We start from the raw sequence: 12516 nt of genomic DNA, 5'->3' as shown, positions 1-12516 counted from the left end.
TTTATATTTTTTCTTGTTTCTCCATTGCATTATTCTATACCGATAGTATATTTTTTTCAAGGTTTTTGTATCAATCGAATTAAAACATTGTTTTAAAAGCATTTACAGGTTATTATGTTAATAGACTAACGGTATAAAGGTGAGGTATATGAACCCAAAAAAACAACAGATTCTAAGTGCAGCCTACGAGCTTTTCATTAACAAAGGTTATAACTCCTCCTCTATTCAAGACATTCTAGATGAAGCCAATGTATCAAAAGGGACTTTCTATAATTATTTTGGATCGAAAGCGGAATGCCTCATGGCCATCATGGAATCCATCGGCAGCGAGATCCGGCAGCAACGAATGGCAGCTGCAGTTGGAATGCCGCCTAACAATCCGGATGTTTTGGCAGAACAATTGTATATCCGCATTAAACTTAACCTTGAAAAAAACCTATTTTCACTTTATGAAAGTATTTTCTATTCGCAGGATCCCGAATTAAAATCATTTTCAATTAAGCAATATTCATTGGAAATGGAATGGATTTCATCACGGATCGTAGATGTTTTCGGTAAGGAAGCTGCTCCTTATGCACTGGAAAATGCGGCTTTTGTCCATGGCTATGTTCAGCAGCTGATTCACCTATGGCGCCTGCTTTCCACAGAAGAGGTTCCAGCAGCTAAGCTTTCTTCTTTCGTCATCCGTCGCTTGCAGGCGACCATTGCTCTTCAGATAGCAGCAAAAGATACCTTTATCGGCAATATGAAATTACCCCTTACCACTTCAGCTGATAGCATCAGCATAGAAGAGTTGGCTCCTATGCTGGAACTGTATGCAGCCAAACTAAAAAACCAGAAAAATACACAGCAGCTGGTTCACTTTCTTTCAGCTGAGTTAGCAGAAGAATCTCCAAGAAAAGCGTTGGTTGAAAGTGTCCTGACTACCTTGGCCAACGATAAACAGATTGAATCCGAACTTTCGATCATGATTGAGCAGGTCTGGAAGCATCTAGGAGACCTCACATAAAAAAGAGCGAAGCCGAGGAGGCTTCGCTCTTTTTTATGGTTTGCGCCGTCCTTTGACAGCTTGTTCAAATGCATAGGCATATTCAATTAGAGCTGGTTCACTGAACGCTTGTCCCGCAAACGTGATTCCGAAAGGCTCTCCTGATTTGCTATAGCCAAATGGTACCGTGATGGAAGGAAAACCAGCGGCTGCGCCAATATTGCAGCCGAAATCTTGCGGCAGAACCAGCGCATCGACACCGACATTGTCCAGAACTTCCTTCATGCCGCGCTCTGCTGCCAAAAAGCGGTTGCGCTCCAGCGCTTCCACGTATTCTCGGTCCGTTAGCATGCCGGTCATTCCGTTGGCTTGTTCCAGTAAGTTCTGGCCAAACTTCAGCATTTTCTCTGCATGCTCGTTATTAAAAGCAATGATGTCATCCAATGACCGGATGCGATGATCCAGATTTGACTTCGCCAGGTAAGCATTGAGATTCGCCTTAAACTCATGCAGCAGAACCGCAAAACCCAAATCTTCCTGTTGAACGCCTAGATCGACTTCATCAATAATTTCCGCACCACATCTTCGCAGCACCTCCAGCGCTTTCTCAAATTGGACTAACTGATCGTCGCTGATTTCCTTGAATAATTTTTTTGCCACTCCAAGTTTTATGCCTTGAAGCCCATCTTCTTTAAAGTGACGGTTCCAGTCGTAATCCTCAAACTGTTCAGCAAAAACCGTACTGATGTCTGCTGGATCTACGCCAATGATCGCTTTAAAAAGCGTTACGGCATCGGCCACGGTTCGTGCTAAAGGACCGGGGACATCCTGCGTATGCGATAACGGAATAATGCCCGTCCGGCTGGTCAATCCAACAGTCGGCTTAATGCCAACTAAACTATTTTGTGCCGCAGGATTGATGATGGATCCTGAGGTCTCTGTCCCAATCGCTCCTACTGCCAGATTGGAGGCGACAGCTGCAGCCGATCCTGAACTTGAACCTCCCACATCGAAGCTTCCGTACGGATTTTTTACTTGTCCGCCTCTCGAACTATAGCCATTGGGCATTTTATCCGACATAAAATTTGCCCATTCTGTCATATTCGTCTTGCCAAGAATCACTGCACCTGCCTGGCGCAGTTTTTCCACCACTTTGGCATCTTGCAATGCGTAATGATCCTTCATTGCTAGAGATCCTGCGCTGGTATGCATTTTATCCCCCGTATCCATATTATCTTTGATGAGAATGGGGATGCCGTGCAGAGCTGAACGCGGCCCTTTTTGGCGGCGTTCAAAATCAAGCGATTGAGCAGTCAATAAGGCATCGGGATTCATCTCGAGGACAGCGCAGGTATTTTTGTCGCGCACTGAAATATTTTCTTTATACATTAAAACAAGCTCTTCGGAAGTCAGTTGCCCTGCTTCCATTGCTTCTTGCATTTCAGCAATTGTCATTTCATCGAGCCGTTCCCGGCGGTACTCTTCCAACTTTTTATTGTGCATGGATTTTCCTCCCATTCGATGTATGCCATTGAAAAAAGCCGGAATCAGCCGGCTTGGTCAGTTTCTGTATAGGTTTTCATTAACTCATAAAGTGAAGTTTCGTATAGTTGGCGACCATTGATTTTGAAGACATTCTGTTCCACCAAACCCTGAATGATTGTTTCACGTTTATCAGTGAATTTAGACTCGGGTATCTGTTCCATTTTCATCGTTCTCTCCCTCATGAAGTATTCCCTTGTCTTTACCCTTCTGGTCATCCACTTAAAACCTGTAACTGATTAAAATGTCACTTATTGTATGGAATAAAAAAAGAACCTGGTCAGTATTTCTACTGATCAGGTTCCTCTATTCATTCTGCCAATTCCAGCCAGGCCACTGCTTCACAATGCGTGGACTGAGGGAACATGTCGACAGGCTGCACTTCTTTCGTCCGGTAGCCCCCATCTTCCAATATACGCAAATCACGTGCCAATGTTGCCGGGTTGCAGGACACGTAGACTACACGTGCCGGCCGCTGCTTGAGGATAGTTCCAAGCAACTGCTCATCACAGCCTTTTCGTGGTGGGTCAACAACCAATACATCTGCCTTTTTGCCTTCTTTGTACCAGCGTGGAATCACCTGTTCCGCAGGTCCGGCTTCAAACAATGTATTGGATAAACCGTTCAATTCCGCATTGCGCTTTGCATCTTCAATCGCCTGCGGTACAATTTCAACGCCCATAACAAATTTGGCCTGTTGAGCAAGAAACAAGGAAATCGTTCCGATCCCGCAATAGGCATCGATTACGGTTTCACTGCCTGTCAATTGGGCATATTCAAGTGCTTGGCCATATAAAACCTCAGTCTGCTCGGGATTAATCTGATAAAAAGAGCGTGCTGAAATCTCAAAACGGACATCGCCGATTCGATCTTCTATCACGTCTTCGCCCCAAAGCGTCAAAGTCTCATCACCAAAAATAACATTTGTCTTTTCGCTGTTGATGTTCTGGACAATCGACGTAACTTCCGGAACCGTGGCTTGGATTAATTCTATAGCGCGAGCCGCTTGAGGGAACTTCTTTTTCTTAGTGACTAGAACTACCATGATTTCGCCCGTAGCACGAGCTTTACGAACCACTACATGGCGTAGCATGCCGCGATGCGTCGCCTCTTCATAAGGCTCGATGCCCATTTCAGCCAGACTCTTTTTCAAAGACACCATAATAGCATCCGCTTCCGGCGTCTGTATCAGACAAATATCCGTATCCGCAATATCATGCGAACGCGGCTGATAAAAACCTGCAACCACTTTGCCGTTTTGCACGCCAAACGGAATCTGGGATTTATTGCGGTAGCGCCATGGCTCTTCCATGCCTTTCACTGGATGCACCGGGACGTCTGGCAGTTTACCGATCCGTGTGATGGCATCGCGCACCAGTTTCTGTTTGAAGGTCATTTGGCCTTCATACGATAGATGCTGAATCTGACAGCCTCCGCATGTATCAAAAACCGGACAAGGCGCCGTGACACGGAATGGAGAAGCCTGCTGTATTTCAATAAGCTTGGCAAAGCCATAAGATTTTAATGTTTTTAATACATGGACAAGTACATCTTCCCCTGGCAAAGCACCCGGTATGAATAAGGGGTATCCTTCCACTTTTGCTACGCCTGCACCGTCATGTGTCAAGTCTTCTACATGGACCGTAATCCGGTCGTTTTTATTTACTGGTTTCAAAAATTTCACTCCATTTCACATCTCCTTATCATACAACAAGAAAAGCGTAAGCGCCCGTTTTAGATTCGACGGCCATAAGACAATTTGGCGAAGCGGCATGTTTTCAGCCGCACAGTCAAAATGGCTTATGACCCTAGAATCTGGGCGCTGAAGTCTGGACAATATATGATGAGCTGTAAGTTTTATTTCAAACAGGAAAAAACGCGGCAGGCAAAAGCCTGCACGCGCTACTATTCCCGGTCTTTCATAACGGGACCGTCTTTCAGCGAGAACCAGAATCCGAAAATGATGGCTCCGAACAAAACCAGAAATGGTGCATAAAATATCATGAAATCCTGCATGGATAATGCCTCCTCTATGCGTGGTAATCCGATTTGCCTTCAATGTAATCTTTGTCGAACAGGAACAGTCGGAACAATAAGTAAAGCGATGGCAGCAACAGGCAAAGACCTGCAATAAACGCGATGATTAATGCAATCGCCATGGCTTCATTTGTAAAGCTGTCGTAGATCGTCAAATACGGATAAAGCAGATATGGGTAATGAGATGCGCCGTACGCAAAGAATGCTGTGAAAAATTGCCCCATCAACAAAATGAAAGCCCAGCCGTAATGGCGTTTTTTCCAGATCAAGTAAACGGTTCCTGCAAACAACAGGAACGAAACAGCGAATACCCACCACATATCAAGAATGCGCGCGTAATGTTCCGGATTATGGCTACGGAGCTCATAAATGATACCGGTAGCCGTAACGATGGCTGGTCCTGCCCAAATTAATGCATACTTTCGCATCAATTCATTAGCTTTAATATCTCCAGCTTTGGAGGAATACCAAGTCAAAAACACAGCTGAAATATACAGCACTGCTGTTAAGCTCAAGACTACAATACTCCACATCAATGGACTCGTGAACAGCGCCCAATAATCCAAATAGGGCTGGCCATTATCCATTTGAATAAAGCCGCCTTCAGACATGGCCAGTACCGGTGAGAGTGAAGCCGGCAGCAATAGCCCGGACAAGCCATACATATAGATATAGCCTCTATGGTTGATTTTAGCCCCGTAAGTCGCAAACGCATAATAGGAGCCGCGAATCGCCAGCAAGATCAAAGCCAGACTGGCTGGAACCAAAAGCGTGGTGCCGTAATAAAAGGCAGTCTGAGGAAAAAAACCAATGATTCCAACAAAGAAGAACACAAAGAACACATTGGTTACTTCCCAGACTGGTGATAAATAACGCTGAATAATTCCCGTCAAAATATGCTGCTTTCCGACAAAAGAGCTGTAGGCATTAAAGAAGCCAGCGCCGAAATCAATCGACGCCACAATGACATAAAGGAATAAGAACAGCCATAAAACGGATATTCCGATAATCTCCAAGGTCATTCTTCTTCACCGCCTTTGCTGTTTTCCCGCAATGCTAATTCTTTTTCAACCGGATTGCGTTTGTACATTCTGGTCAGTACGACAACTGTACCGATACCCAGGATCACAAATAAGCCGGCGAACAAAATGATCATCAACCCTACCTGTCCACTAGTGGTGGCAGCTTCGCCAACCTTCATATGGTTTCTGAGAATCCAAGGCTGGCGTCCCACTTCGGTAAACCACCAGCCTGCCTCTATGGCAATGAGTGCCAGTGGTCCTCCTGCTACTGTGAGCCAGCGGAACCAGCGGGTTCGGATGAATGACCAGTTGCGGAAAGCCGCCACCACATATACAAAGGAGAAGAAAGCAAGCCACATGCCGATAGTAACCATCGTATCAAAAAGATAATGGATCCACAGCGGAGGTCTTACATCTTCGGCAAATTCATTTAGCCCAGTAACTTCCGCAAACGGGTCACTATGCGCCAGAATGCTTAATGCGTAAGGAATCCTGATAGCATACTTCACTTCTTCACCATCTAAAACACCGAACATCACCAAGCCTGCATCTTCTTCAGTTTCAAAATGCCATTCTGCAGCCGCCAATTTTTCCGGCTGGTACTCAGCCAAATATTTACCCGAGAAGTCACCGATTAAAGCTGTCGCAATGGCAAATACCAGACCCAGCTTCATGGTTAAAAACAAAGCTTTTTTATGATAAATGTGGTTAGAACCACCAAGCATGCGCAACGCTGCAATGGAAGCCAGTACAAAGGCACTGGTCATGAATGCAGTAGCCATGACATGCGCCACTTTCGTCGGCACTGCTGGACTGAACATAGCCAGAAGCGGGCTTACATTGACCATTTCACCATTCAGTATTTCAAAGCCTTGCGGCTGATTCATGAAAGCATTGACGATGGTGATGAAAACAGATGACGCGGCAGCACCGAGCGCCACCGGAATGAGCAGCAGAAAATGTTTTCGCTGATCTTCGAAGCGATCCCATGTGTAGAGATAAATTCCAAGGAAAATTGCTTCAAAGAAAAACGCAAAGACTTCCATAAACAAAGGCAAAGCAATGACGTTTCCTGCCAACTGCATGAAATTCGGCCATAATAACGATAACTGCAAACCGATCGCCGTACCAGTTACGACACCTACCGCAACAGTTATTACAAAACCTCTGGCCCAACGGCGAGCCAGTAAAATATAATGATCGTCTTTTTTCTTAATGCCCACCCACTGGGCAATCATAATCATGAGAGGGACACCTACACCGATTGTTGCGTAAAGAATATGGAATGATAGAGTCATTAGTGTTAAAATGCGACTCAGAAAAGCCGGATCTTGAAATTCCAATCTACTCGTCTCCTTCTGCAAACATGTTATTTCACTGTTTCTATACTCTTATTGTACATCAAACCGACTTTTCAAAACTTCTCCCAAGCCTTGCTTTTCTGCCAAACTTTGAATAACCTGTGACAACCGTAAAGGGAAAAGAATTGTAATTTTTCTTAATTTTTAGTATTCTATAAAGAACAAATAAAAAGGGTGATGCATCATGAGAACAAAGCGGAAAGTATTTGCTTACATCACAAGAGGTGATGAAGAAAATCGTGAATTGCTTGTATTTGAGTACAAAGGGGAACCGGAAGTTGGATTGCAAGTGCCAGGTGGTACCATCGAAGATGGAGAACTGTTAATCGATGCGCTATACAGAGAAGTCCAAGAAGAAACAGGATTACCTCGTGAAGTCCTTGATTTTGTCGGAAAGATTCATAAGTATACGTATTATCCTGAGCACCAAGATAAAGCCTACGAACGGAATATTTTTCAATTCGAATACACGGGAGAACCAATCGATCGATTTGAACATACCATCGAAAGCCATGGCCGTGACAATGGCATGACTTTGTTGTTCCGATGGGAACCATTAAGAGATTTGCCGCAGCTTGCAGCAGAGCAGGACAAAGCAATCGAACTGCTGTAGTAAGCTGACGGGAATATAAAAAGCTGGAAAATGGGATTATCTCCATTTTCCAGCTTTTTATTTGCGGTCTTTTTCATTTAAAGAATCAATAGGTACATATATTTCAATATGGTTAGCCAGGTTTTCAAATACTGCCGGCAGCACGCCGCCATACTCGCCATCCAAGTTCAACAGCACCCGCTCATTCGTTGTCACGGTAATTTTGCTGGCTTTTGCATAGATTACATGTGGGTCTGATAAATGTTCGCCACGCAATGCCAAAGACGCCACACGGATAAACTCTGCTATATTTAATTCTTTTAAAATAAGCAAAGTGAACTTGCCATCATTGATGCTGGCATCCGGTGCTAATTTTTCGAAACCTCCGACAGAGTTGGTCAATCCGATTAAAAACATCATTGCGCTATCATCAAAAATCTCGCCGTCGTATTCAATGCGTACACGGGAAGACCGAATGGAAGGCAGCATCTCAATGCCTTTCAAATAATAAGCCATTTGTCCAAGTACCGTTTTTAGTTTACTCGGCACTTCATAGGTCAGCTCTGTTAATCTTCCGCCTCCTGCAATATTGATGAAATAACGGTCCCCGTTCATCAGTCCGATATCTACAGGGATTGACTCTCCTTTAAGGATGATATCGACTGCCTTGGTAATATCGCGTGGAATGTGGACAGCTCGTGCAAAATCATTGGTCGTACCCATTGGAATGAGACCGATTTTTGGCCGGTCTTCAAATTTAGCGATTCCTGAAACAACTTCATTTAAGGTACCATCGCCACCAACAGCGATCACCAAATCAAACTTTCGCTCTACTGCAAAAGTAGCTGCCTGAACAGCATCACCTTCACAAGTTGTCGCATGGCAGGACGTTTCGTATCCAGCCTTCTCCATTTTCTCCAAAACTTCAGGCAGATGTTTCCGGAACAGCTCACGGCCGGAAGTTGGATTGTATATAATACGTGCACGTTTCATCAGATTCAGCCTTTCTGGACTTTCTGTAAAGCTTAGACAGAAACAATCTGCGGATTATATTGAAGAATATCCAAGCACGATGTCCGCCTTTTCCTTATGGAAGATCAACTTTATTTTAATGCTTTTTCAAATGCCTGGTGCAAGTCTTCGTAGACAATTTGCCAGAAATCTTCAGTGTAGACGAAACCATCTGAAATTTCACCAATAACCGTTTTCATATGAAGATCGTATTGCGGATCATCTTTCTCAGGAAGAACCGATTTTTTCTCATCAACAAACTCCTGCACTTTAGGTGCTCTCGGTCCCCAATCACCAAGTACATCGCCTTCTTCTGACAGGATGATGTATTTGGGAATTGAACGTCCGCCATTTGTCAGGTAATGGTCCATCAATTCCAGATTCTCGTCACGATACACACAATGAACTTCTAAATCTGCCGCATCTGTAATTTTTCGCAGAATGGCATTATTCATCATGGCGTCACCGCACCAATCTTCTGTAATTACCAGGATGTGGGGCTTCTTGTCTTTCAGTAAAGCCATGAATTCCGGATCCTCAGGCAAATTAAATTTTTCATAAATACTGTAAGACTTTTGCTGATTCGACTCCATTTGAGCCATGTAGCTTTCCAGTGTAATGCCTTTTTCAAAATATTCCTGTTCGGTCATCATATAATCACTTCTCCTTATCCTGCTTTACTGGCCAGTCGGCTTAAAACTCCGAATGGTTTGACGCATTATCAATGGTAAATAAAGAAAACCCACTGACTGTATTTTCTCTTTATCATCAGTTTACTGTTCTCCAGCAAAGTCTTCAAGGTTGAGATGCAGAAACCACTGTTTATAGCCGGCTATCTCCATATAAAGAATGATTCCGTTTTATAGACGACTTGAAATCCTGTGTAGTTCCCGCTATTGGAATGATGAAGCGAGATTTTGTTCGAGCATATGCCACCCCACTCTTTAGCTTCCAAAAATTAGCCATCCAATAGCTTTGCTTAAACGATGTGCAATAGCTCTCTCTATTCAATTCATCAAAAAAAGATGGCCCATAACGGACCATCCTTTCTATTTTCTCATTACTTACCTTTTCGCAATTTCTGCAAGAAGGATTTTATTTAGCAATGGCGGATTTGCCTGCCCTTTTGTCTGCTTCATGATCTGTCCGACCAGGAAGCCGATTGCGCGGTCTTTGCCGTTCTTGAAGTCTTCAATCGACTGCGGGTTATTGTCGAGTGCCGTTGTAACGAATTCACGCAATGTGTTTTCATCCGAGATCTGGACAAGCCCTTTTGCTTTGACGATATCGTTCGCGTCGCCGCCTTTTTCAATCAATTCCTTGAAGACTTTCTTGGCAATTTTAGATGAAATGGTGCCATCCGAAATCAATTTGATCATGCCTGCCAAGCCTTCAGGTGTCAAAGCAGTATCGCTCAGTTCTTTTTGTTCAGCGTTCAAGTAAGCAGATACTTCTCCCATCAGCCAGTTGGATGATAGTTTGGCGTCAGCGCCAGCAGCAACTGTCGCTTCGAAGAAATCAGAAATCGGTTTTGCCAGTGTCAGAACCATAGCGTCATACGATGACATGCCAAGCTCTGAAACGTAGCGCGCTTTCCGCGCATCCGGCAATTCCGGAATTTCAGCACGGACACGCTCTAGCCAAGCATCATCAATGATGATATCGACAAGATCCGGTTCCGGGAAGTAACGATAATCGTCAGATCCTTCTTTGACGCGCATCAACAGGGTTTTCCCTGTGGATTCATCATAGCGACGTGTTTCCTGCTCGATGATCCCACCTGCAAGCAAAACCTGCTCCTGGCGAATCTGTTCGTGTTCAATACCTTTGCGGACGAAGTTGAATGAATTCAAGTTCTTCAATTCTGTCTTCGTACCAAATTCATCCTGTCCGAATGGACGAAGAGAGATGTTTGCGTCGCAGCGCAATGAACCTTCTTCCATACGCACATCTGAAACCCCTGTGTATTGGATGATCGCTTTGATTTTTTCCAAGTAGGCATAAGCTTCATCAGCTGTGCGAATATCCGGCTCTGATACGATTTCGATCAATGGTGTTCCCTGACGGTTAAAGTCGACCAATGAATGGCCATTGCCGGTATGCGTCAATTTCCCAGCATCTTCTTCCATATGAAGGCGCGTAATACCGATGCGCTTTTTCTCGCCTTTCACTTCAATTTCAATCCAGCCATGTTCACCGATCGGCTGATCAAACTGTGAAATCTGATAGGCTTTCGGATTGTCCGGATAAAAATAGTTTTTGCGGTCGAATTTGGTGTGGCGGGTAATCTCGCAGTTTAAAGCAAGCGCCGCTTTCATTGCCCAATCCACTGCACGTTTGTTGACTACCGGCAACACGCCCGGATAGCCAAGGTCAATAACATTTGTATTGGTGTTCGGTTCAGCTCCAAAATGAGCAGGCGCTGGAGAAAACATTTTCGAATCTGTTTTTAATTCCACGTGGACTTCAAGTCCGATGATTGTTTCAAAATTCATTGTGCTGCTCCCTCCCATGTTTGAGGAGTTTTTTTATGAAAATCGGTTGCTTGTTCAAAAACGTCCGCAACACGGTATACCGTTTCTTCATCAAAATATTTGCCGATAATTTGCAAGCCCAGTGGCAGGCCGTTATCGAATCCGCAAGGAACGGAAATCGCCGGTACACCAGCTAAGTTTACTGGAATTGTCAAAATATCATTGGCATACATTGTTAAAGGATCGTCAATGATTTCACCAATTTTAAATGCCGGTGTCGGCGTTGTTGGACCGATAATAACATCGTATTTTTCAAAAGCATCGTCAAAGTCTTTCTTGATCAAGGTACGGACTTTTTGAGCTTTTTTGTAGTAAGCGTCGTAATACCCAGAGCTCAATGCGTATGTGCCAAGCATAATGCGACGCTTGACTTCATCACCGAAGCCTTCAGAGCGGGTATTCATATAGAACTCCAGAAGATTTCCAGCTTTCTCGGTGCGGTAGCCATAGCGAATGCCGTCAAAGCGTGAAAGGTTGGAAGAAGCTTCAGAAGAAGCCAGTAAGTAATAAGTTGCTAACGCGTATTTTGAATGAGGAAGTGAAATTTCTTCACAAATGGCGCCTCTTTCTTCCAATACTTTCAATGCGTCAAGAACAGCTTGTTTTGCCGCTTCGCCGACACCTTCACCAAAATATTCTTTTGGCACACCGATGCGCAAACCGGTAATATCACCTGTTAAAGCTGCAGTAAAATCCGGAACTTCAACATTAGCGGAAGTTGAGTCTTTGTCGTCATGCCCTGAAATGGCATTCAGCAGCAAGGCATTATCTTTTACAGTTCTTGTGATTGGACCGATTTGATCCAGTGAAGAAGCGTAAGCGATCAAGCCAAAACGGGAAACCCGTCCGTAAGTCGGCTTCATGCCGACTACGCCGCAAAAAGCAGCAGGCTGACGAATCGATCCGCCTGTATCTGAACCTAAGGTAAATGGCACTTCTCCTGCAGCTACTGCAGCAGCAGAGCCGCCTGAAGAGCCGCCCGGCACGGTTTCAAGATTCCACGGGTTTTTCGTTTTCTTGTAGTACGAATTTTCGTTGGAAGAACCCATGGCAAATTCGTCCATGTTTAACTTCCCGACAGTCACCATTCCAGCTTCTTTTAACTTTTCCACTACAGTAGCATTGTAGATCGGGTTAAAGCCTTCAAGGATGCGGCTGGAAGCGGTTGTTTCCAATCCCTCCGTTACGATATTGTCTTTTACTCCGATCGGCAAACCAAATAATGGTCCGCGGTCAGCAAAAGGCACTTTATCCATTTCTCCGGCTTGCTGTGTGGCACGTTCTTTGTTCAATGCAAGAAATGCATCCACTTTCGGCTCGAGGGCTTCGATGCGGTCAAACGCTTTTTGAGTCAATTCAGCAATCGTCATCTCTTTTGTATGTATCATTTCCTGCAATTGTGCAGCTGTTTTTTCTACCAATGACATCT

General features: G+C 44.4%; 12 protein-coding genes. 2 read left to right on the top strand and 10 right to left on the bottom strand.

Annotation, left to right across the window (positions count from 1 at the left end):
* The first annotated feature begins 148 nt into the window (after positions 1-148).
* Complete coding sequence (locus tag FQV26_RS17630) at positions 149-1009, top strand: TetR/AcrR family transcriptional regulator (RefSeq protein WP_146559287.1); 861 nt, start codon at positions 149-151, stop codon at positions 1007-1009.
* 33 nt (positions 1010-1042) lie between these two features.
* Here FQV26_RS17630 and FQV26_RS17625 read toward each other — a convergent pair whose 3' ends face one another.
* From FQV26_RS17625 to FQV26_RS17605, 6 genes are all read right to left on the bottom strand, one after another.
* On the bottom strand, positions 1043-2491 hold the full coding sequence (locus FQV26_RS17625) for an amidase family protein (protein ID WP_146559285.1): 1449 nt from the start codon (positions 2489-2491) through the stop codon (positions 1043-1045).
* Between the two features lie 44 nt (positions 2492-2535).
* Positions 2536-2700, bottom strand: a complete 165-nt coding sequence (fbpA, locus tag FQV26_RS17620) for a Fur-regulated basic protein FbpA (protein ID WP_146559283.1) — start codon at positions 2698-2700, stop codon at positions 2536-2538.
* Between the two features lie 140 nt (positions 2701-2840).
* Positions 2841-4205: a 23S rRNA (uracil(1939)-C(5))-methyltransferase RlmD gene (gene rlmD / locus FQV26_RS17615; RefSeq protein WP_146559281.1), complete on the bottom strand. Its 1365-nt coding sequence runs from the start codon at positions 4203-4205 to the stop codon at positions 2841-2843.
* A gap of 230 nt (positions 4206-4435) precedes the next feature.
* Positions 4436-4546 carry a cytochrome bd oxidase small subunit CydS family protein gene (gene cydS / locus FQV26_RS19115; protein WP_397431613.1) on the bottom strand — a complete coding sequence of 37 codons (111 nt, stop codon included), beginning with the start codon at positions 4544-4546 and terminating at the stop codon, positions 4436-4438.
* Between the two features lie 14 nt (positions 4547-4560).
* Positions 4561-5589, bottom strand: coding sequence for a cytochrome d ubiquinol oxidase subunit II (locus FQV26_RS17610; RefSeq protein ID WP_146559279.1), 1029 nt, complete (start codon positions 5587-5589; stop codon positions 4561-4563).
* Positions 5586-6932, bottom strand: coding sequence for a cytochrome ubiquinol oxidase subunit I (locus FQV26_RS17605; protein ID WP_146559277.1), 1347 nt, complete (start codon positions 6930-6932; stop codon positions 5586-5588). The genes FQV26_RS17610 and FQV26_RS17605 overlap by 4 nt, the downstream gene beginning before the upstream one ends.
* 202 nt (positions 6933-7134) lie before the next feature.
* Here FQV26_RS17605 and FQV26_RS17600 point away from each other — a divergent pair, with 202 nt between their 5' ends.
* Complete coding sequence (locus tag FQV26_RS17600; RefSeq protein WP_146559275.1) at positions 7135-7563, top strand: NUDIX hydrolase; 429 nt, start codon at positions 7135-7137, stop codon at positions 7561-7563.
* 57 nt (positions 7564-7620) lie between these two features.
* On the opposite strand, the gene FQV26_RS17595 is transcribed toward FQV26_RS17600, so the two are convergent.
* From FQV26_RS17595 to gatA, 4 genes are all read right to left on the bottom strand, one after another.
* Positions 7621-8535, bottom strand: a complete 915-nt coding sequence (locus FQV26_RS17595; RefSeq protein WP_146559273.1) for a diacylglycerol kinase — start codon at positions 8533-8535, stop codon at positions 7621-7623.
* A gap of 110 nt (positions 8536-8645) precedes the next feature.
* Positions 8646-9206, bottom strand: coding sequence for a thioredoxin family protein (locus tag FQV26_RS17590; protein ID WP_146559271.1), 561 nt, complete (start codon positions 9204-9206; stop codon positions 8646-8648).
* A gap of 411 nt (positions 9207-9617) precedes the next feature.
* Positions 9618-11048, bottom strand: a complete 1431-nt coding sequence (gatB, locus tag FQV26_RS17585) for an Asp-tRNA(Asn)/Glu-tRNA(Gln) amidotransferase subunit GatB (protein ID WP_146559269.1) — start codon at positions 11046-11048, stop codon at positions 9618-9620.
* Complete coding sequence (gene gatA / locus FQV26_RS17580) at positions 11045-12514, bottom strand: Asp-tRNA(Asn)/Glu-tRNA(Gln) amidotransferase subunit GatA (protein WP_146559267.1); 1470 nt, start codon at positions 12512-12514, stop codon at positions 11045-11047. Before gatA ends, gatB begins: the two co-directional genes overlap by 4 nt.
* Positions 12515-12516: the final 2 nt, after the last annotated feature.

This window comes from Planococcus sp. CPCC 101016, from assembly GCF_007859295.1.
GTDB lineage: Bacteria > Bacillota > Bacilli > Bacillales_A > Planococcaceae > Planococcus.
The sequence above is the reverse complement of the archived record's forward strand: the minus strand, read 5'-3'. Positions and strand labels throughout refer to the sequence as shown.